General features: G+C 43.0%; 17 protein-coding genes. 6 read left to right on the top strand and 11 right to left on the bottom strand.

Going from position 1 to position 22,739, the window contains the following annotated elements; genetic code table 11:
• Positions 1-96: 96 nt before the first annotated feature.
• From AACU25_RS20280 to AACU25_RS20265, 4 genes are all read right to left on the bottom strand, one after another.
• Positions 97-1,368 (bottom strand): MFS transporter, encoded by a 1,272-nt coding sequence (locus tag AACU25_RS20280; protein ID WP_096578698.1) that lies wholly within the window; start codon positions 1,366-1,368, stop codon positions 97-99.
• A 289-nt stretch (positions 1,369-1,657) separates the two neighbouring features.
• Positions 1,658-3,172 carry an HlyD family secretion protein gene (locus AACU25_RS20275; protein WP_096578696.1) on the bottom strand — a complete coding sequence of 505 codons (1,515 nt, stop codon included), beginning with the start codon at positions 3,170-3,172 and terminating at the stop codon, positions 1,658-1,660.
• 322 nt (positions 3,173-3,494) lie between these two features.
• Positions 3,495-3,962, bottom strand: a complete 468-nt coding sequence (locus AACU25_RS20270) for a MarR family winged helix-turn-helix transcriptional regulator (RefSeq protein WP_096578694.1) — start codon at positions 3,960-3,962, stop codon at positions 3,495-3,497.
• A 78-nt stretch (positions 3,963-4,040) separates the two neighbouring features.
• Entirely contained in the window at positions 4,041-5,840 is a 1,800-nt protein-coding gene (locus AACU25_RS20265) for an ArnT family glycosyltransferase (RefSeq protein WP_096578692.1), read from the bottom strand.
• A gap of 153 nt (positions 5,841-5,993) precedes the next feature.
• On the opposite strand from AACU25_RS20265, the gene AACU25_RS20260 reads away from it, so the two are divergent.
• Complete coding sequence (locus tag AACU25_RS20260; RefSeq protein WP_096583900.1) at positions 5,994-6,638, top strand: class I SAM-dependent methyltransferase; 645 nt, start codon at positions 5,994-5,996, stop codon at positions 6,636-6,638.
• 239 nt (positions 6,639-6,877) lie between these two features.
• Here AACU25_RS20260 and AACU25_RS20255 read toward each other — a convergent pair whose 3' ends face one another.
• From AACU25_RS20255 to AACU25_RS20230, 6 genes are all read right to left on the bottom strand, one after another.
• Positions 6,878-7,249: a hypothetical protein gene (locus AACU25_RS20255; protein ID WP_096578690.1), complete on the bottom strand. Its 372-nt coding sequence runs from the start codon at positions 7,247-7,249 to the stop codon at positions 6,878-6,880.
• Positions 7,242-8,243 carry an LLM class flavin-dependent oxidoreductase gene (locus AACU25_RS20250; protein WP_096578688.1) on the bottom strand — a complete coding sequence of 334 codons (1,002 nt, stop codon included), beginning with the start codon at positions 8,241-8,243 and terminating at the stop codon, positions 7,242-7,244. Before AACU25_RS20250 ends, AACU25_RS20255 begins: the two co-directional genes overlap by 8 nt.
• 55 nt (positions 8,244-8,298) lie before the next feature.
• Positions 8,299-8,664, bottom strand: a complete 366-nt coding sequence (locus AACU25_RS20245) for a hypothetical protein (protein ID WP_096578686.1) — start codon at positions 8,662-8,664, stop codon at positions 8,299-8,301.
• Positions 8,665-8,972: 308 nt separating this feature from the next.
• Positions 8,973-9,284, bottom strand: a complete 312-nt coding sequence (locus AACU25_RS20240; RefSeq protein WP_096578684.1) for a hypothetical protein — start codon at positions 9,282-9,284, stop codon at positions 8,973-8,975.
• A gap of 2 nt (positions 9,285-9,286) precedes the next feature.
• Complete coding sequence (locus AACU25_RS20235; RefSeq protein WP_096578682.1) at positions 9,287-9,565, bottom strand: hypothetical protein; 279 nt, start codon at positions 9,563-9,565, stop codon at positions 9,287-9,289.
• Between the two features lie 40 nt (positions 9,566-9,605).
• The gene (locus AACU25_RS20230; protein ID WP_096578680.1) at positions 9,606-10,034 is read right to left on the bottom strand and encodes a hypothetical protein; all 429 of its coding nucleotides are present in this window, start codon (positions 10,032-10,034) and stop codon (positions 9,606-9,608) included.
• 1,499 nt (positions 10,035-11,533) lie between these two features.
• On the opposite strand from AACU25_RS20230, the gene cysK reads away from it, so the two are divergent.
• The gene (gene cysK, locus AACU25_RS20225; protein WP_096578678.1) at positions 11,534-12,493 is read left to right on the top strand and encodes a cysteine synthase A; all 960 of its coding nucleotides are present in this window, start codon (positions 11,534-11,536) and stop codon (positions 12,491-12,493) included.
• 978 nt (positions 12,494-13,471) lie between these two features.
• On the opposite strand, the gene AACU25_RS20220 is transcribed toward cysK, so the two are convergent.
• Complete coding sequence (locus AACU25_RS20220) at positions 13,472-14,821, bottom strand: RNA-guided endonuclease InsQ/TnpB family protein (RefSeq protein ID WP_199347494.1); 1,350 nt, start codon at positions 14,819-14,821, stop codon at positions 13,472-13,474.
• 79 nt (positions 14,822-14,900) lie between these two features.
• Here AACU25_RS20220 and tnpA point away from each other — a divergent pair, with 79 nt between their 5' ends.
• The 4 genes from tnpA to AACU25_RS20195 all read left to right on the top strand — a co-directional run bounded on the left by tnpA (position 14,901) and on the right by AACU25_RS20195 (position 22,739).
• Entirely contained in the window at positions 14,901-15,308 is a 408-nt protein-coding gene (gene tnpA, locus AACU25_RS20215; RefSeq protein ID WP_096578676.1) for an IS200/IS605 family transposase, read from the top strand.
• Between the two features lie 249 nt (positions 15,309-15,557).
• Positions 15,558-15,740, top strand: coding sequence for a hypothetical protein (locus AACU25_RS20210; RefSeq protein ID WP_190445992.1), 183 nt, complete (start codon positions 15,558-15,560; stop codon positions 15,738-15,740).
• A gap of 124 nt (positions 15,741-15,864) precedes the next feature.
• A complete protein-coding gene (locus AACU25_RS36995; protein WP_096578674.1) occupies positions 15,865-21,630 on the top strand; it encodes a HEAT repeat domain-containing protein in 5,766 nt (1,921 codons plus the stop codon).
• Entirely contained in the window at positions 21,543-22,739 is a 1,197-nt protein-coding gene (locus AACU25_RS20195; protein WP_096578672.1) for a hypothetical protein, read from the top strand. Before AACU25_RS36995 ends, AACU25_RS20195 begins: the two co-directional genes overlap by 88 nt.

The following is a 22,739-nucleotide window of genomic DNA, read 5'->3' as shown; positions in this document are numbered from 1 at the left end:
CATTTCTGTAAATCTGTTGGTTTTCATTAGTTTACAGTTTTACGTTCACTCAACCTAGGAAATTTTATGTTTTATATCTAACTAAGGCATATTAATTTACCTAGCAGCACCTACAGGTTTGACAATGCCTTTTTGCTCATAAATGGGTATAACAAGCTTTTTCAAAGCTGGTAATTGTTTGAAGAACAATATAGAGCCGATAATACAAGCTATACCATCAAGAATTAAGGTGTTAGGAGCGCCGATGCGACTTGCTAAGAAACCTCCTAATAAATTACCTACAGGTATCATGCCTAAAAATGACATGGTATACAAGCTCATTAGTCTACCGCGTTTGTCTTCTTCCACAATTGTTTGTAAAAACGTGTTACTTGCTGCAATTTGTAAAATTGTTCCTAAGCCTACAAACAACATTGTGAATAGAGACAGTGGTAAATATCGTGAGCAAGCAAAAGCTATTAAACCTACTCCTAAAATTGCCGGAGCGATGGCAATTAATTTGCCAATTCCTAATATTGTGCGCCGCGTCGCTAAATAAATCCCACCTGATAATGCTCCCACGCCCGAAGCTGCCATTAAAAAGCCTAATGCTTCTGCACCACCTTTAAGAATTTCTTCAGCAAATATGGGTACAAGAATAGTATTTTGTAATCCCATTAAGCTAACTAAAGTTGATAGTAATAAAATAGCTCGGATTGGTGGAAAGCTAAAAGCGTAGACAAATCCCTCTTTAACTTTTTGCAGAGCATTTCCCTGACTTACTGTCACTTTCCAAGGTTTAACTGTCATTGCTAATAAAGCAGCAATCACAGCAATATAGCTTAAACCATCAATCAGAAAACAGTAAGCAGCACCAATTCTGGCAATGATTAAACCGCCAACTGCTGGGCCAATTAATCGCGCCCCATTAATCATGGTGGAATTAATCGCGATCGCATTGGCTAAATCTTCTCTTTTTTCCACTAGTTCCGGTACGAAAGCTTGTCTAGCTGGCGCATCCAAGGCGTTAATAAATCCTTGGAACAAGCTTAAAGCAATAATATGCCATACCTGAATTACACCAGTGAGCGCCAATACAGCCAATGCTAGCGACTGAATCATCGCCATGATTTGCGTACCAATTAAGGTACGATAGCGCGAAAAGCGGTCTACAAAAACACCCCCAAAGGGAGCAAGAAAAAAGCTCGGAATTTGACTAGTAAAACCAACTACTCCTAACATGAGAGCGGAGTTAGTTAAGCTATAAACTAGCCAAACTGTAGCTAGTTGTGTCATCCAGGTTCCAATTAGAGATATCCCTTGTCCGGCAAAAAATAGGCGATAGTTTCTGGATTTTAATGCAGGTAGAATGAACTTTGTTTTACTCATTTGCCATTTGTAATAGCTAAATAGCCCCGAAAGATAAAATTATTCTCGGAATTTTTGATTTTTTAATTACCCAAAAGCATGGTATTTGTGTTTGCTTAAATCAAATATAAATTAGAGCTTTTTATCTCGCTCAAAAAATAAAATAAGGGTAATTCAACGCACATAATAAAATTTTTTCACTTCTTAGTCATCGGTCGTTAGTTATAGCTAAATCACAGCAGATAATAAAAAAAGGAACAGAGAAATATTCAGAAGAATGTTCCCTGTTCCTTATTGAAATTACAAAAGCTTATTTCACCTCTACATCAACTTCCGCAGACATCCCTGGTGTAATTCGTGACTCATATCCTTGGATACTGTTTTGGTCTAAAGTTACTTTGACTGGAATCCGTTGGACAATTTTGGTGAAGTTACCAGTGGCGTTATCTGGTGGTAGTAAAGCGAATTGAGCGCCGGAGGCTGGTGATATGCTGTCAACACGACCTCTAAAGGGGTGATTGGGAAAAGCATCCAGCTTGATTTCAACTGGTTCTCCAGGTCGCATTTTATTTAATTGGGTTTCTTTAAAGTTCGCTACTACCCAATAGCCGTTATCAACGATCGCCATTAATGGTGTACCAACTTGCACCCGGTTACCAACTTCCACGTTTTTTCTACCTACTCGTCCGGCACTAGGGGCGGTAATGTTGGTGTAAGAAAGCTGCAACTGTGCGTCTTTGAGCGATGCTTCAGCTTGGGCGATCGCAGCTTTTGCGGCTTCATATTGGCTTTGTTTCACAGCCGTATCTTGTCCGGTGGCGGTGGCTTGTTGCAATCCACCCTTTGATGCTGCGAGTTTTGCTTGAGCGCTGGTGACACCTTCTTGTGCTTGTGCAAGTTGCGATTGCGCTTTGGCTACACCTACTCTTGCAGAGGCTAACCTAGCTTGTGCTTGTTCTACTCCCTGAACTGCAGCATTCTTCTGCGCTACAGCCACATCATAAGCAGCTCTAGCTGTATCTAACTGCTGGCGAGCAATTGCGCCTTCTTTAAACAAGCTGTTGTAACGATTGTAGTCTGCTTGGGCTTTTGCCAAGTTCGCATTAGCCTGCGCTACTTGAGCTTGGGCGGCGGGTATCCCGGCTTGGGCTAGTTGTACTTCCGCTTGAGCAGCGGGTATCCCGGCTTGCGCTTCTTTAACTGCGGCTTGCGCTGTGGAAATCGCTGCTAGCGCATTGCTCACATCTCCTTGCGCTTGAGCGGTTTTACCGCTAGAAGTTTGAGAAGTTAAAGCGATGTTTGCTTGGGCTGCTTGCGCCTGTCCACGAGCATTTTCTAATGCTGCTTGCGCTTGCAGTACTTTACTTTGGTAATCTCGTGGATCGAGTGTGACTAATAACTGTCCAGGTTGTACCAGTTGGTTATCATTCACTAGTACCTGACTAACAGTCCCCGGAATCCGGCTAGCAACTTGGTGAATGTTTCCCACTACCGTAGCGTTATCTGTTGATTCGTGGGTAGAAGCATATTGCCAATAGTGATAACCAAAACCACCAGCCGCGATCGCACCCACACCCACGCCAGCTAAAATCAAACCAATCGGTTTTTTCCGCTTCTTCTCAGCCTTTTTCTCTGTTTGTGCTTCTGGCTGAGGATGAACCTCAGTTTCTGGTACTGGAGGAGCTTCGGGAGTTACAACTGGTGCTTCTGCACTGACGGAAGGCTCTCTTGTAACAGCCTCTAAACTCTCTACATCAGTAATTAGTCGTTTGTCTATAACAGAGATATTGCCTTTTTTGTGTCCGTTTCCAGTATTAGCGCCCATGATTGTTGATTCCCCTAACTCATCAATAAAATTTAGTTTTTTATTTAGTACACGTAATATTCAATTACTTGCCTTCATCTAACGTTCCCTTCGTGTGCGTAGTATTATTATGCCAAAACAAAACTTCACAGTACTTCACCCAAGTGGGTGATGGTGACTTTAACTAAAGATAGAAATTCTGAAAATGTGGTGCGAAGGCTGTCAAGGGTCAAGGGTCAAGGGTCAAGGGTCATTAAATTATTGCTTCCTTTCTTTCCCCAATTACCCATTACCCATTACCCATTACCCATTACCCATTACCCATTACCCATTACCCAATCCCTCAACTCAAATTCGCGATCGCCCGATTTAACAACTGGGAAAATAATTCGCGCTCTTGGTAAGAAATACCAGACATGGCTTGATCGCGTAATTCTGCGGCTAGTGGCGGTAATATCGTTTCTAACTCTTTACCGGCATCGGTTAGCCAAATTCTCCAGATGCGGCGATCATGTGCATCCCGTTCGCGACGAACTAAACCGCGTTCTTCCATCCGATCTAAAACGCCGGTTAAAGTCCCGCCTACCTGTTTTAGCCTGTCGCCAATACTGGAAGTCGGTAAACCATCTTCTTCCCACAAACAGCACAACACTAACCAATGAAACGGTGTCAATCCGAAAGGCTCTAGCCTTTCTGTAAACTTGCGAGTTAGCAGTTGTGAGAGCAACTTGATTCTATAGCCAATACTGTTGGGTGCCAGAACTTGCTGCCAGGACTCCAAAACTTCAAACTCATTAGATGTAGACACCATTTCACTATATTATTTAGTGTGCGTAATATTATTCTAACTAACCTAGTATTTGCTTGCAACAGTAGATTGCCATCTATCTTAAGGAAGGACTTGAATCAGCTGATACTCTTGTAGTGTAGCAAGAATACGATAAGACGTGGATAATTGAGAATTTTGTTGTTTGTAAATCCAAGCATAGCTAAAAGCCGGTAATTGGCTTATTGAATCTACTTCTTGCCCGGGAATTGGCGTGTAGAAATGCAGCAAGACAGAGTTTTTATCGTAAACTTGCACAAAAGACACAGGATGAGTTTGCAGAATAGATGCGATCGCAGGTTCTTGGAAAAAGGCTTTTAAAGTTGGGTTATAGTCGCTTAATAGCCCTAAACTACCAGCCGTAGCCAAAGTTAGCCAGCAGGGAATTAACCAACTAGCAAACCAATAATTCTCAGTCAAAAACTTTTGCCCAAAGCGGTGACGTGCTATCCACACCACAGGCACAATCAGCCAACCTAAGCCTAAAATGAAGCCAAGATTTGTGCGATCGCGAATATAAGCATCTTGAGAAACTAACGCAAATATACTGACTGCTATCAGTAAAATTCCCAGTATGCCAATGGCATAACTGAGATTACGCGGCATATTGTTCTCAGCCTTCCTCATCCATGAGAATAATTTATTACCTCCATCAGGGCTAAAGGCAAAAGATTGAGCTATCTTGCGCTTATCTGGTAGCAGCCTCACCCCTCTAGGCTGAATTTTGGTGATTCCCTCACCATCCTCTAGGAAATCGTTATTTTTTATCAATAATTTTTCGCTTGTAGAGACGCGATTCATCGCGTCTATTTGCGTAGATTGATAAATTTTGCCCAACCAATCTAAACCCACAGCCGCCAGCAACGCGATAAACGGATAAAGCCCAAGCGCATAGTGAGACAGACGAGTAGAGAAAATACTCAATTCAGTAAATAAAACCAGGGGAAATCCGACTAAGATTAACTGGTAATTCGCAATCGGACGGCGCAGTGCTACAATCAAGCCTAAAATGGCGAAAAATAACCAGGGGAAGGATTTTAAAGGAATATTCCATAAATAAAATAATATACCATTATGGTTGCGGTCTTCAGAACCGAGTTCTACCACAAACCCTAATAACTGCCCAAAACTCTCATAACCATAGCGCGACCAGCTTAACCATAGCCAAGCCAATACCGGAATTAAACCCACTACCAACCCCAAATACAACCTTGGGTTAGCAAGATGATGATGACGGTGATGTTCCTTAATTAAATAAGGTAATAAAGCCACCATCGGCAACAAAATCATAAAGCTGCGCGTCAAGAAGCCCAAACCAAAACACAAGCCAGCAATAAATAGCAAAAAATCGCTATATTTAGGATTTAATTCTGCCTTTAGTAAAGATAAAATCGCTAAAAGTACCAATAAAATCATTGGTATATCAGGTGCAGCTAAACGGCTAGACTGTAGCCAGAGAAATTCCACACTCAAAATTGTCGCTGCTAGCCAAGCTACCTTTTTACCGACAATAATTTTGCCAATTTCATATAAAATAAATAGAGCCAAAATACTTGCGATCGCACTCGGAAATCGGGCACTAAATTCACTTACACCAAACAAATTATAGGCAGTAGCAATTAACCAATAAGGGCCAGGGGTTTTATGATGAGCAGTTCCCCAAGGAGCTATCCAATCACCAGAGTCAAACATCTGGCGTGCTCGTCCTGCATAATAGCCTTCATCATGAGCCATTAAGCTACTTTGCCCAGAATTACATATTAACAAAGGCAGTAGCCAAATTAACAAACTTATATAAGGCAATCTAACCAAAAGATAGATTTGCCGCCCAATACTCGGGAATAATCGGATTTTGTAAGACATTAATTAGTACGAATTTAATGCAGCGTCGGAGATTTCATATATTTGTGATCTGACTTTAAAATATGTAAAGCAGCATACAAAATATTTGATCCAAATCCTAGCTGAAATAAATTCAGTTGTGGAAAAAATCCTTCTCAATAGACATTTAAGATGATGATTCTCAAACCAGATCAACGCCTAAAGCTAGATGACACAAATGACAAACTGTTTTATGACTATCCACGCTTTGTCACCCATGTTGATGAAGCGTTCATTAAACAGTTAACAGATGTATACCGCGATCGTCTTAAATCTAACACACGCATCTTGGATATGATGAGCAGTTGGGTGTCTCATTTGCCAGAAGAAATGCAATTTGCCCATGTAGAGGGACATGGACTCAATGCTGAAGAATTAGCCCGGAATCCCCGCTTAAATCATTACTTTGTGCAAGACATCAATGCCAATCCGCAGCTACCTTTGCAGGATGCAGAATTTGATGCCGTACTCAACTGTGTTTCTGTACAGTACATCCAATATCCAGAAGCTGTCTTTACAGAAATCCACCGCATTCTTAAACCCGGTGGTGTAGCAATTATCAGTTTTTCTAACCGAATGTTCTTTCAAAAAGCCATCCAAGCTTGGCGGGATGCTTCCGAAGAAGCGAGAGTAGAGTTAGTCAAAAGCTATTTCGCCTCAGTCCCAGGATTTTCTACCCCAGAAGTAATTGTGCATAAGTCAAACACCCCGCCTGTGCTTCAGTGGCTAGGAGTACCTGGGGGCGATCCGTTTTATGCTGTCGTAGCTTATAAGGGGTAGGGATTGGGGACTGGGGATTGGGGATTGGGGACTGGGGACTGGGGATTGGGGATTGGGGACTGGGGATTGGGGATTGGGGACTGGGGATAAGGGAGAGAAAGGGAAAAAGCAATTACCAATTACCAATTACCAATTACCAATTACCAATTACCCATTACCAATTACCCATTACCCATTACCAAACACCCCATGCCCAATGCCCAATGCCCAATGCCCCATGCCCAATGCCCCATGCCCTTTTATAACCAATCTCGATAAGCAGAGATTTCACCGACGCTGATTTCAAAGGGCCCGCCTTTGCCAAATGGGGGGTAAACGCGGATTTTGGCGTTAGTGGTAAACCTTTCTAATCTGTTTCCTAGTTGGGGAACATTGCTGACTATATGCCAGTAGGAAACGATGTCAGGGCAGTCAATGATTAGCATTAAGGTAGTAGCGTTGCTGGTGAGATACCATTGGCAGTTTGCTAACAATGTTTGCGTAATGCGATCGCAAGCTTGATAAAAGCATCTGCCAATCGATTGTTCTAGTTCCAGATGTAACATCCCATCCATTTTGCTGATTTCCTTGGGAGGTAAATCATCAGGTGGCAACAAAGGTAACTTAGACATAATTCCGCACCTCTTGGTTATAGCGCGTCAAACTCTCCAGGTTTTTTTGCAAATCGCAAGCTGAGGGTTTGATTGCCAGCGTGCCTAGATTTAATTCATCCTGAAATTTTTTGATTCTGTCTCGGCAGGTTTGCACGTCACCAATAATTGAATTTTCAATCAAAAAGTCTTCATCAAAACAAATATTGGTGCGATCAAATGCCTTATGACCAGTAGAACTTTTCTGCATGACAACAGCTGCATTTGCTGTCATTTTTTTGCTGAATTTACGGATGAAAGGCAACGCCTCTGTTACTGCTTCGTCGTATGTCCTGGCAACATAAAAGAAACGAGTCAGTACTAGGTTTTCAGAACCACTAGAATTTAAGGCACGGTATTTAGCAACAGTATTCCGCAATCTGTGCAGAGAAAAAGGCGGCCCCCCCATTAAGCCAAAGGAATGTTTGGCGGCAAACCCTACACCGTCATCATCGCCAGTGGCTACATATACGGGAATTTGTGCTTGCAAAGGTTTGGGGTAAATTGTCAGGCGATCGCATTGATAATATTGCCCGTTAAATGATACTTCTGTTTCATATAAAAGCTTCTGAATCAATGCCATTGCCTCTAGCATCTGGGCACGAGATTCACCCATTGGTGTGGCAAAATGCTTATTTTGTTCGGGAAATGGCCCACCTTTGGCAATCCCAAATAGCAATCTGCCATTGCATAAATTATCTAACGTGGCAATATCTTCAGCCACCCTAATTGGGTTATAAAACGGCAACAAAACGGCTGCTGTTCCTAGTTTAATTGTTGAAGTTAACGCCGCTAAATGCCCCATTAACACCAACATTGAAGGGCTAAGATTGGATTCACTAAAATGATGCTCACTTACCCAGGCTTCTTCAAAGCCTAAGCTTTCTGCCTGTTTCACCAATGCAACTTGTTCAAAGATGGCACGGTGGGCATCCTGATGATGATTATCGTAATTGCAGAAAAGTCCTGTTTTCATTATTTGCTGGTATGGGCAGTTTGTGCCTACCTGAGATACTCGTTCTCGTACTTTTTTAAGATGCAGCGACCCAATGTAATTCCAACCACAGGCGGGGATTATTTTGCTTTAACGTTGACAATGGATCGCGAAGTAATCTATCAGCATTCATACAAACTACCTGAACTAATCCCATATTATCTGCTATTTCTCTGAGGACATCTTTTTGGGCTTGCACTTGGGGCAGCATTTCATCAGAACAATAAATCCCTATATATTGCAATCGTCTAGCAGGTCTTCCCCAAAAACAAGTAATCACCTTCACATGACAATTTTGCAGTAATTCTCCAACGCTAGGGTAATAGTGATTTACTACTCTAGTAAATTCTTTGGCTAGGATATCTTCGGCAATCATAGCAATTGATATTTCTGTAGCGTTCATCACGCTATTAATATAACATACATTTGTCATTCAAATATGACATTTATTATTACTTCTTTATAAGCAAATGTTAATTATTAAGAACATTAAATCAAACAAAAAAGAGGTAAAACCAAAATTTTTACCTCTCCACATTGATTTTTAATTATTTTGTCAAAGAGTCCAGAGTCAAGGGTCAAAAATTGGAGAGACGCAATTAATCACGTCTGTAACCAAATTCAAAAATTCAAAACTTTTATGTTGTAACTCTCAACAAAATTATTTGTATGAATTTCTCCCCCTTGCTCCCCGCCCCCTGTCCCTTGTCTCTAACGTGCATTGCGTTCTGACACTAGAACCTCAGCAACAAGTTGTGGTAAATCTACAAGGTCAACATATCCGTCTGAACCCTTGATGGGTGACATAAATGTATAATTAGGGTCACAAGCTCCTGTATCGTAGACTTGAATAAACCAGCGATCGGGAAATCCTGCTAGACCCAGTTCTACAACGTACCAACTCTCACCAACCAGACGAGAATTGTTAATTGTAAACCACTCTCTGTCCTGTTCTGAGATGTTCCAATCAGCCATGAGAAACTCAAAGGCGATATGTCCAGCGTCAGTTTCAGTCAATAGCATTGCTACTCCTCAGTTGAAACTTCGGTTTCAGAATTGGCAGCTTCAGTTTCAGGATACAAACCCAATTGTTTTGCTAATTGACGACCAAGGAAAAATAAGAATTGGGCACCATCTTGATTACCTTCATGTGCAAACACAGTTGCCACTTTTAGCACTGCATATACAAAATCCGAATCAATTAATTCTGGATTTGCTTCTAATACTTCTGGTTCTTGGCCATTAGGGCATCTGAGTAGCTGATCGATTAAATCAAAATACAGGAGTTGGCGTTCTTCTGTCATGGTGCTTCTTTTGATGAAAAATGAATAAATTGGAATTTGCTTACTGTTCGATACTTTGCCGCCACAGCCGTTCTAGCATTTCAACTTGTTCTTGAAAAACAGCATTACGATAAACAAGATATCTGTCGTAAGCAATAATCCCTAACCCGACACAAATAGGTGTTAGCAAGAAAAACCATTGCATAATTGTTGCTAGTTGATATTGCTCTACAACAGTTAAATTATGGGATTGGAGGTTTTGCTTAGAGAGGTTTATGCTTGGCTGAGATTGAGAGGAGTATACACCCCCCGACTGGGGAACCAAGAAGCTATCGGCTCTCATATTATTGTTTACTTCACAAGAGAGATTCTGTGCTTTTACTAACTCTAAATGCTTTCCCCAAACCATACTAAATACTAATAAAGCTGGAGATAGCACAGCCAATAACACTACACAGACTGTGAGAACATTTAAAAGCTTGACTTTCATCTTGGTTCTCCCTTCCCAGGCAGTATGCACCCAGTAAGACAATGATTTCTGTTATTTACCTACACAAATTTTGCTGATAATCAAAAAGTTATCAGTTAACAATTAGCTTTTTTTCCCTTGTTTATCATGAACTAATTACTAAAAAAGGGGATGATTTGATGCAACCCTTAAACTAATATTTCAAATATATGATTAAATTTATCCGCAATCGTAAATTAGTATTCAGCAATACCGAAATAATTTATTCTTGGGAATATAACTTACACTCTCACACCCTACAACTGAGTTTGATGCAGTTAAGAATAGGGGGTTAAGAAGTCCCCCCTTCATCTCCAGACAGTTGCCTGGGAATGTTGGGGGGTAGAGGGGAATCTCTGCGTAAATCCTATAGCTTTTATATCAGCAGGGTTGCTCAATAGCAGTTTATCTGAGTCGGATCAGAATTATTAAAGTTATTAAATTTGTACTCAAAGGCTGGAAATTTTAACTGAACAGGATAATAAAAAATATTTGGGGTATAGGGACTAGTATTTTTTGAGTGGCGTTCTAGTGTTTTTGCAGTTGGGTTCGGGAGGGTTTGTACTCAAGCTAAAATCTTGTGTAATGGCTGTTTAGAGAATATTTTTGATGCGGTTTTTAGGGGATAAAAGTTGTACTCAACCCAATATTTTTGCCTCAAAATATCTTACATTAATAGAAAAATCCATTAAATTTCAGTAAATAGCTATTTTGTTCTAGATAAACTAAAAAATAGCCAAGTTGAAGATAAACTTTTGGACATATATAGCTATCTTAAGTGATTATCAAAAGTCAAGATTTAATTGGCATGGGGCATGGGGTATTGGGCATGGGGCATTGGGCATTGGGCATGAGAAAGACAGATTTTCATGCTTGATGGTGCTAAACCTGTTATGAATGATTGAGAGATCATTTATAAAGTAAATCTTAAGTAGGGGAGCCACTGCGTTGCGCGGTGAGTGCAGCCACACGTGCGGCTATGCCGCCGAGTGGACTGACGAACCCGAAGGGGTTTCCAGCGTTGTAGCAAGTGGCGTTGTGTTACGGCTATGAAAGGATTTGGGACACAGAGACAATGGAATTTAGCCGTAACGCACCGCCGCGTGGATGATGCGTTAGGCGCTAGGATAGTTCTTTCGTGACAAATCATATTGGAAACCAGCGCCTAACACATCCTACGATAATTTTATTTTTACTTTATAAATAACCTCTGACTTGAAAATTTTTAATTAAAGATAGGCATCAATAAGCAATTACCAGTTTTCTATCACAATTACCGAGACAAGAAGACAAAGTGGTTTAAAAGTCAATAGGAAGATTTGCCAGAATTGCTATCTAAATCATTGCCATTTTGTGGTTGAGTTAGAGTACAAAAATTATGTACTCAGTGACACTTGAATCTAGATTAAAATACAAGATTACCGTTATCAGTAAAAAATACCTGGCGTTGTTAATGAATTTAGGATTTTAGGAGTTAACGAATGCGAATTGCTAAAGATGTCACAGAACTTATTGGAAAAACTCCTTTAGTTGAACTGAACAAGATTCCGCAAGCAGAGGGAGCAGTAGCGCGGATAGTTGCTAAACTCGAAGGCATGAACCCAGCAGCTTCGGTTAAAGACCGGATTGGCTTAAATATGGTACTTGCGGCTGAAGCAGATGGTTTAATTGAGCCAGGAAAAACTATCTTAGTAGAGCCAACTTCCGGTAATACAGGGATTGCTTTAGCAATGGTAGCAGCCGCACGGGGCTACAATTTGATTTTGACAATGCCTGAAACCATGAGCAACGAAAGACGGGCGATGTTACGCGCTTATGGTGCCAAGCTAGAGTTAACACCAGGCCCAGAAGGAATGCGGGGAGCAATTCGCAAAGCGGAAGAAATTGTGGCTAACACTCCCAACGCATATATGCTGCAACAGTTCCGTAACGCCGCTAATCCCAAAATTCACCGCGAAACCACCGCCGAAGAAATTTGGGCGGATACAGATGGTGAAGTAGATATTGTAATTGCTGGTGTAGGTACTGGCGGGACAATTACCGGGATTGCGGAAGTATTGAAAGAACGTAAGCCAACTTTTCAGGCGATCGCAGTTGAACCGAGCAACAGTCCTGTATTATCTGGTGGGGAAGCTGGGCCGCATAAAATTCAAGGGATTGGCGCAGGCTTTGTTCCCGATGTTCTCAAGCTGGAATTGGTTGACGAAGTAATTCGCGTCAGCGATGAACAAGCGATGTCTTACGGACGGCGTTTAGCAAAAGAAGAAGGCTTATTATCTGGGATATCTTCTGGTGCGGCTTTGTGTGCTGCGTTGCAAGTTGCGAAGCGTCCCGAAAACGCTGGAAAGCTGATTGTGATGATTCAGCCTTCCTTCGGCGAACGTTATCTCAGCACCTTGATGTTCCAAGATTTGACTTTAGAACCTACGGCTGTGCGTTAGGCTACGGTATACAGGTAGCTGTGTAGCAAAAATCATTGTATATCCCCCTAAATCCACGCCACTTGCGACAAGTCGGGAAACCCGCCCAAAGCAGTGGCTCCCCTTCAAAAGGGGGATTTAGCGGGATTAAAATATGTGCAACTTTCAATACTGCTTGGTTAAGGATTTTCAACGAGGAATTTGGTTTGGGGAAAAGGTGAAAGGGTAAGGGTTAAAGGTTTTGTCTTACCCCTTCCCCTTTTCCCCTTAAGGGACTTCCAAACAAAAAAATATCCCAGTATTTATTGTGGGGTGGACATCTTGTGATAGATGTCAACTTAACGTAAAACTCTCTTGGTTGCAAGGTTTCGCCCTCACCCTGTGCCCCTCTCCCACCAGGAGAGGGGAGCAAGAGATTTAATTCCCCTTCTCCCTCAGGATACAGCTGGCGAATGGTAGGTGACACCCCTCACCCCCACGATTTTATAGGGTTTAAGACGCAATCCTCATAATGCGATCGCCTTTTGAAAGCCTTGTTTTATCGTTTATTTGAGGGGTCTTACCCCCTATTCGCCAGCTGCATCCACCAGGAGAGGGGAGCAAGAGATTTAATTCCCCTTCTCCCTGAGGGAGAAGGGGTTAGGGGATGAGGGCGCTCTTTATTTGTACAACGCCCGCCCTATATAGCTTTTAGCTTAACTTGACACCCTCTTGGTTGCAAGGTTTCGCCCTCACCCCCAGCCCCTCTCCCACCAGGAGAGGGGAGCAAGAGATTCAATTCCCCTTCTCCCTGAGGGAGAAGGGGTTAGGGGATGAGGGCGCTCTTTATTTGTACAACGCCCGCCCTATATAGCTTTTAGCTTAACTTGACACCACTGACATCTTGTCCGCCCAGTGTATGTGGCGGGCAAGATGCCCGCCCCACAAGATGGAATAATTTATTTCTTGGAAATCCCTAACGACAAGTATTGATGCAACTTCACAATGAACTACCCAGATCTACTTCGTTGAGGTCTGGGTTTCTGAAACCAGACCAGTAGATTTGGATTTTTGACGCTTCTTTGCCCCAAGTTGCCGCATACTTCCCGCAGATGAGCGAGTGTTTGCGGTAGAGCTTGACGACTCAGCATCTACGAAGCTAGTTCCTAACTCCGTCAGATTAACGCCACTTTCTACAACGGGGGGAACCCCCGCAACGAAGTGGCTCCCTTTAGCCCAATAAAGCATAACTTCAGCAGCAGCAATATCACGGTCTTGCTGATATCCGCAAACAGCACAATTATGCACTCTAATATCAAGAGTCTTTTTGTGCTGATGTCCGCATTTTGGACAAGTCTGACTAGGCTTTACTTTCTTGGTAGGAACTTCAACAAACACACCACCGATTTGTTCAACTTTATATTTGATGGTACTGCGAAGCATTCCAAATCCAACATCAAGTATTGACTTATTCAGACCCACTTTTTGCTTTTTACGCTTGCCTTTTTTAGCTTTACTAGTCATGTTCTTGACTTCTAGTTTTTCAGTTGCAACGAAGCTATTACCGCTTACTATTTCTGATGCAATTTGATGTACCCAATTTTGGCGCTGATTAGCAACTTTACGAGTTATCTTACTAACCTTAGCTTGGGCTTTTTTCCATCTTCTAGAAGCTTTGATTTTTTTCTTTCTATTTGGTGATTGCTTCCGTCTTTTACTCTTAGAAGCTTTTTTGATTAGCTGTTCAGCATTTCTCAAGAATTTAGGCGCTTCAATTTGTTGATGATTTTCACAATCAGTAATTGATAATGCTGAATTACAACCTAAATCTATACCAATTGCACCAATTGGTAAAATATCAGGCTTAAGAGTTTGGTCTAAAACATCTACAGTAATAGATGCGTACCATTTACCGTTACGAAAAACGATTGTGCAAGTAGTAGGAATTCCCCAATACTTAGCCTGTCCTCGCATCTGAATACGTCCAATTTTAGACAAATTCAAATAACCATTTTCACCATTAGACTCTACTGAATACCCGCTTTTGGCTGGATATGTCCATCCTGAATAGTGGCGAATTGATTTGAATCGTGGACGCTTACCTAAACCTTTGAACCAACGCTCAAAAGCATAATCTACACGCTTCAAAGTAGCTTGTAGAGCTTGAGAATTAATTTCTTTGTACTCTGTCCAAACTTCCTTGAAAGCAGGTAGCGAGTTCTGTTGCTCAAAATAACTAACAGATTGATTGAATTTTTGATATTGAGTAAATCGGTTATAAACAGCAGCATTGTACAAGTCCTTGTGAAGCTTTCGGTGATACCGCAAGAACTGCTCTATTTGCTTATTTGGGTATAACCTGAAAGTCATCCGTCTTGTAGCCACTGATTTGTTTGCCTCCATTTTTAATTTGTTCTATGATATTACGGTTGACGTATAGGCTTGTCAAGTGGTTTCTAGGAAAGGCTCACATTCTGTTTTCTCTATTCACCTACATCTTGTGTTTGTGACCAAGTACAGACGCAAAACAATAACCGCTCCAATTTTGGAACGGTTGCACGAAATATTTGCTAATGTCTGTATCAAAACCAAGTGCAGACTAATCGAGTTTTCTGGTGAAATAGACCATGTTCATTTACTAATTGATTTTCATCCAGATAACAACTTGTCTGCTCTTGTAGGTAGTTTAAAATCAGCGTCTAGCAGAATTATCCAAAAAGAATTTTCAGAACATTTATCTACGTTTTATCGAAAACCTGTATTTTGGTCTAGTTCATATTATGTTGCCTCAACTGGAGGCGCACCAATAGAAAAAATCAAGCAGTACATACAATCTCAAGAAACGCCAAACGATTAATTGGAAAATACTCAAAACCTCTCTGCATTGTTTGAACGCAGTTCAAACAATGCAGAGAGGTTTTCGTATTTTCCCGCTATTCATCCCTACCTTGCTTCGCTGAAGGTAGGGACTTTCGCGTTATGTTAAATCAGTCCTCATTAATAGATAAAGCCAGCCTTTTCCATAAATTAGACCTCATTGGTTGTGAATGAGCGCTGGTTGTGAACGAAGGAGCGCTCATTGATAGACAACCCGATCGCGTTGGTCATGAACGAACCGATGTTCTCTATGGATGAGCGCTCATTGATAGACAACCCGATCACGTTGGTTGTGAACGAACCGATGTTCTCTATGGATGAGCGCTCATTGATAGACAACCCGATCACGTTGGTCATGAAGGAACCGATGTTCTCTATGGATGAGCGCTCATTGACAAACAACCCGATCTAATTGCCTGTGAATCCCTTAATTTTCCCCTTCCCCCTTCCCCTTTCACCTTTCCCCCTTCTTCCCACCCAGCAGACCCCACTGCTAAACTAACTTAATCGGACAAAGGACAAATGACCAAGAACAAATGACAAATAAGAGCCTTTTGTTCTGTCTCCCCATCATGCCCAAAAATGCCGGCAACCGTCGCAGGTTATCGCGGATTTTCCTGTTTATTTTTACTTGTTTACTAACTATTATCTTTTCCCTGACTTGGGTAAACGCCGAAGAAGAAGAACCCAAACCCAAGCCTCAAGATTGGGAAATTAAAGGCATTGTTGCCGCCTTGGCAGACCCCTATGCTGGAGTGAGGCTAGAAGCGGCAAATAAATTGGAAAAATATCAGCTAGATGATCCCAAAAAGCAGATTCCCAATTATCAAGATGTTGTAAATCTGCTTGTTAAGCAGCTATCGCCACCAGACAAAGAAGAAAAAGACGAAAAGAGCCTTTCCCGTAGATCTGCAGCCTCTGCACTGGCGCAGATACAAGCCAAAGAATTTGCAGCCAACGTCGCCGCACTCCTCAAAGATTCTAACTCTGATGTCCGTAGAGCCGCAGCCGATGCACTGGGGCAGATGCAAGCCAAAGACTATGCCGCCAACGTCGCCACACTCCTCAAAGATTCTAACTCTGATGTCCGTTATGCTGCAACTTCTGCACTGGCGCAGATGCAAGCCAAAGAATTTGCCGCCAACGTCGCCGCACTCCTCAAAGATTCTAACTCTTATGTCCGTAGAGATGCAGCCGATGCACTGGGGCAGATGCAAGCCGAAGACTTTGCCGCCAACGTCGCCGCACTCCTCAAAGATTCTGACACATCTGTCCGTAGTGCTGCAACTTCTGCACTGGCGCAGATGCAAGCCAAAGGCATTGCCGCCAACGTCGCCGCACTCCTCAAAGATTCTAACTCTGATGTCCGTAGAGATGCAGGCTATGCACTGGGGCAGCTGCAAGCCAAAGACTATGCCGCTAACGTCGCCGCACTCCTCAAAGATTCTGACTCTGATGTCCGTAGAGCTGCAGGCTATGCACTGGGGCAGCTGCAAGCCGAAGACTATGCCGCTAACGTCGCCGCACTCCTCAAAGATTCTGACTCTGATGTCCGTAGTGCCGCAGCCAATGCACTGGGGCAGCTGCAAGCCAAAGACTATGCCGCTAACGTCGCCGCACTCCTCAAAGATTCTGACTCTAATGTCCGTTATGCCGCAGCCAATGCACTGGGGCAGATGCAAGATGCCGCCAACGTCGCTGCACTCCTCAAAAATTCTGACTCTAATGTCCGTAGTGCCGCAGCCAATGCACTGGGGCAGCTGCAAGCCAAAGACTATGCCGCCAACGTCGCCGCACTCCTCAAAGATTCTGACTCTGATGTCCGTAGTGCCGCAGCCAATGCACTGGGGCAGATGCAAGCCAAAGACTATGCCGCCAACGTCGCCGCACTCCTCAAAGATTCTGACACATCTGTCCGTTATGCTGCAGTCGATACACTGGGGCAGATGCAAGCCAAAGACTATGCCGCCAACGTCGCCGCATTCCTCAAAGATTCTGACTCTAATGTCCGTATTGTCGCAGCCTCTGCACTGGGACAGATGCAAGCCAAAGACTATGCCACCAACGTCGCCGCACTCCTCAAAGATTCTGACAGAATTGTCCGCTACGCTGCAGCCTCTGCACTGGGGCAGATGCAAGCCAGAGACTATGCCGCCAACGTCGCCACACTCCTCCAAGATTCTGACTCTGATGTCCTTAGTAACGCAGCCTCTGCACTAGGGCAGATGCAAGCCAGAGACTATGCCGCCAACGTCGCCGCACTCCTCAAAGATTCTGACTCTAATGTCCGTTATAACGCAGCCGAAGCACTACCAAAGCTAGCTCCCCAAGGTTTACCTGCTATTGTGCAAGTTCTGAATGCAGTACGTTATTATCCCTCAGATGTTAATCAGTTGAGATTCTTAGCTCATTTTATGGGTAGTGGCGACCAAGATGTAGAAATCTTGATGCAATGGATTGGCAAGCCCAAGAATACACCAAATGATTTGACTGCTGACAAAGGTAGAAAAATCATGGAATTGTTTGAGCAAGCTTGGAAACTTAGTGATTCTCTACCAGAATTGCGGGTTGAATTGGCACAACAAATTGCTGTAGTTGCTGACTTAGTTACTTGGCAAGCACAGGATATTAAATTACTAGAACATCACCATAGAAATCTTACAAATGGAGATTACAGGCAAGCTGATACCGTGCAGCGTGTCATTGATAATCTAGAATTTTGGAAGTGGTTTTTCCTCGCCAGAAACATCATCCTAATTCACTTTGCTATTTGGCTTACCCTCATCCTTGCCTACCCTAAATTTACCCAAATTCTCGCACCTTTATTCTGGCATCCTTGGGCAAGGCGCATTCTCGGTTTTGGTTACATCGGCTTACTCTTAACTTGGGTTCCTTGGCTGCGTCGTCGGCTGTTGCAACCATTTCAACCTTTGCTGCTAGCAGATGCAGGGTTAGATAATTTCGTTGAGCAAGCTTATTTTGGTGAGTCTTTTGTCAAAGTTCCACGGGGTAACACCCTTCCCCACAAGCAGGGCTACAGTGTACACACAAATCGGATTTTGTTTCTAAATCCGAGTTTTACCCCCCTTAATCCCCCCTTAGAAAGGGGGGAAACAGGAAAATCTAGTTCCCTCACCTTTCCAAAGGGGGAAACAGGAAAATCTAGTTCCCTCCCCTTTCCAAGGGGAGGGTTAGGGTGGGGTAATTCGAGGACTAGTAATGATTCGATAACTTTTGATGCAGGTAAGCACAGAAGGAGACAAAGCTTCTCCTCGCTTGTTCTGCGATTGAGGGGGATGCAGTCGAAGAGAAATTCTCCAGACAACATAACACCAGAAATTCAACCAATTACCCAAGCAATCCCGACACTGCAAGGGCAAATCGTCTTAGAAGGCGAGTCTGGTTTAGGTAAATCAATGTTTCTCCGCCATTTAGCGAACAACTCCCAGCGCTTATTTGTTTACCTCCCCGCCCAAAAGTGTGACAAAGGAGTACTAGAAGCAATTTATGCCAAGCTACGGGGACAGGTAGACGATACCAAATTCCTCAAAAACCTGATTTACAACCAAGCCTTAGATATCTGCATCGACGGACTCAACGAAGTCACCGCCGACACCAGAGCGAAAGTCTCCCAATTTGCCGAAAGCTTTTTTGGCGGCAATATCATTATGACCACCCAGCCCCTAGATTGGGTACCCCCTTCCACAGCGAAGAAGTATGAATTGCAGCCATTGCAGCGGGAGCAGATTGAGCGGTTTTTGCTGTCGAGGGGACTGGGGACTGGGGACTGGGGACTGGGGATTGGGGAAAATGTAGGGTGTGTTACGCCGCAGGCTAACGCACCATCCGAGACTGGCGTACCCAGCGACGCTTCCGGTACGTTAGGACTATCGTCCATAACACACCCTACGCAGAGTAAATACGCGCAAGCTTGTACCACCTACCTTGCAGAAGCCTTTAACGAACAACAATCCCCCGAAGATTTAGCCGCAGCCAAGCGCATTCTTTCTAACCCAATGGATTTAACGCTGGTGGCGCTGATGCTATCACAGGGACAGCAACCTAATTTATTTCGCTTGCAAGAACAGCAATATCAGCTAATGTCGGCGGAATACCAGCGAGAATGGCATCAGGTATTCCCTTTAAGGCGATTCTCTCAGGCTGTTTACCAAATGCGGCTCAATGATGAAACCATCATACCCGCTGAGGAATTTCAACGGGAATTAACCAGCCTGGAAGATGAAAAATATAAAATGGTGATCAGCCGTCAATGGGAAAATGACAAGGGCGAAGCCGAGAAAATCTGGTATTTCCGCCACGATAAAATCATGGAATTCTTCTTGGTGCAAAACTTTCTCGGTGAAGGTGAAGCGGTACAAGAACGGGTTAATCAACACATTAACGATCCCAGGTTTCGCGGTGTCTATCTCTTATTAGCTAATTTACTGCCTTTAGATGCGGCTGTGGAACTGCGAGAACACATTATTGAATATGCAGCTAATAGCAAAGACCATACATTAAGTGATAAGTTTTTCCAGTTAGTACAGTTACGCTTACCTTCCCAATGGACTCAAGCCGAGACATTTAAGCAATTCCTACAACAACACGAACAGAAAACTGAATACTTAGATTTAGTAGCCAAGTTTTTAGAACAAGTTGATGCTCAGGTAAAGCGGGAAAAAGAATATCTAATTATCGAATCTATTACCAGTAGTCTCAGCAGTTATGCCCATTTCCCGGTTTTAATTACTATTGATACCCCCACTGATAAAAATATCATCCATTTAGTAGAACTTGCCCAGCAATTACCGACAGAACAACCCCAAAAAGCTGGCTTATTAATCTACAAACTGCCGCCAGATACTACAGCCAGAATGGAAATTGCTAAGGTACGTTTACGCGATGCTTTTCTGCTAATTCCCATACCTTTAACATCTGTAGAAAAAGCATTAAGCGATAAATATGAATGTATCGGCTTGCTGGAAGAATATACTGATAGATATCTACAACGGGCTGATTTCTTTGATGATAGAAACGCCATCACCGATACTTTATCATTTTTCGGGCGCACAGAATTACTACAACGCCTAGGCGAAGAATTACTCAGATATCAAGGTGTGGGTTTATTTGGCTTACGCAAGTCAGGTAAAACCTCAGTGCTACTGCAATTAGGCTTTATGCTGCGGGAACATCCCATAGTCCACATCGATTTACAAACTTATAGCGGTTCTCGCTACGGTGCGAATTTATTTAACAAGTTTATCCATTGTCTCTCTACTCTAGAAAGTGCCGATTCACTCCCCCAATTTCCACCTTTCACCACCGATAAACCCGCCAGCGAATTAGCGAGTGAATTTATTCAAAGAGTCAATCAACTTGCAAGCGCGATTCAAAAAAATAATCAATATAAATTGCCGATTCTCTGCTTTTTAGATGAAGTCGAAAGGATTATTCCCACACCAGCAGACAGCCGCGAAAAAGCGGAAGAATTTAATGCTGTTTTTGGCGCATTGCGGGTATTATGTCAACAACAACGGCAAATCTCATTACTCATTGCTGATGTGCATCCCGATTGTAATCGCATTAATTACTGGTCACAATCAGGCGTTGCCACAAATCCAGTATATAGCTTCTTCAAAGAAATCTTTTTAGCGCCTTTCTCCGCCGATGAAACCCAAGATATGCTGGTGAATTTGGGTAAGTTAATGGGCTTAGAATTTGATGCAGATACACCCCAACAAATCCACAACCAAAGCGGCGGACATCCCTTTGTATCTCGTCAGCTAGCTCGCTTTTTAACAGAGAAGATTAAAGATAATAATACCAAACTCAATCAAAATGGTAATCTGCTAATTACCTGGGCAATGGTAGCACCTTATTTAGCCAGAACCTTAACCCAGAAAGGCGAGTTAAAGAATTACCTGGAAAAAAGCATTTGGGAAGACTTAGAAAAACGCGACTTTCAAGTTGCAATCTCAATTTTGCGCGTTATCGCCTGTAACGAACAATTTTATGACAAAATCCCACAAGCAGTCCTACTCCACCACCTTAACAGCTCCTTTACCGCCAACCAATGCCTAGATGCTTGTAATTGGCTCACAAATGTTGGATTGTTGTATCAAGAGGAAATTGAGCATCAGGATTTCTACCATCTCCGAATTCCTCTATTATCACGTTGGATACAAATGCAGATGACAGTAGAGGAAAGCGAACAATGTCGGATTTTGGTGGAGAACGTCCCTTCGATAACTACCGCGTCGCCATTACAGATCCCTCCCACTTCTTCGGACGCAGCGACTTAATTAATACCATGCTCAAATCCCCCTTTCAGGTGCGGATTTTGTTAGCAGGGAAGCGTTTAGGTAAAACCAGCGCTTTACGGGCTGTGGAATGGAATTTACTTAACCCTACTAGCAATTATCCCCGGCGCGCCTTCCCGGTATTAATTAACCTCCAGTTAGAACAACCCAGAGACTTAGACAACCTGCGTTACCTCCTCATCGCCAGACTCCGCGAAGCCATCGAACGCTGGCGACAAGTGCCTTTAGCGGAAATTCGCCAAATGTACCGCGACTTTCTCGGTAAAATCACAGGTGGAGAAGTAACCTTAAAGTTCCTCACTCAAGCAGATATTAAATTAAATTTTACTAATGCTGATACTGAAAAGCGTTTAGATAACGATAACTTTCGGTTAGCATTCTTAAAAACCACAGAAGAACTGCGAAAGCTGAAGTTTCAAGGCGTTTGCTTCCTCATCGATGGCGCTGAGTACATTGTCAAACAAACTTGGGCGAATGACGCTTGGGCTTACCTGCGCGGCTTAAAAGATACCGACACCGCCATCAAATCTTCCTTAGGTTTATTACTCTCCGGCTACCGTGACTTAAAAGAATATCAGCAGCGCGTGGGTTCGCCATTATTAAACATCGCCGAAATCGAATGGTTAGGTGCTTTAAGTGAAGAAGATACCAAAAAATTGATAAGCGATCGCGCCGAACAAGAAAACATCACTTTAAATGACGATACCATTTCCACCATCCTGGAATGGTCAGGATGTCACCCCTACCTCACCCAACAAGCACTCAACCTAATTTTCGACTCCCACCCCCAACACTCCCTCGATCATCTCACAGACAAATTACTCCAACATCACGACAAAGACTTTTCCGCCTGGTGGAACGACGAAAACCTCACCGGCGGCTTTAGCCAAGACGAACGCACAGTTTATTCTGCCCTCATCCATAACCGTACAACCACCCCCCAAGAGTTAGCACAATATACCAGATTCAGCCGCGCCAAAGTCACAGAAGCCCTAGAAGTCATCGCTGGCACTGGTGTAATTAGCAGCAGCGATGATGAATCTTATACAGTCGGCTCCCGGCTGTTTGAGGAATGGGTGAAGCAGCAGTAG

The organism is Tolypothrix tenuis PCC 7101, from assembly GCF_963874875.1.
GTDB classification, from domain to species: Bacteria; Cyanobacteriota; Cyanobacteriia; order Cyanobacteriales; family Nostocaceae; genus Aulosira; species Aulosira tenue.
Note: the sequence above shows the minus strand (reverse complement) of the source record. Positions and strands in the feature narration are given on the sequence as shown.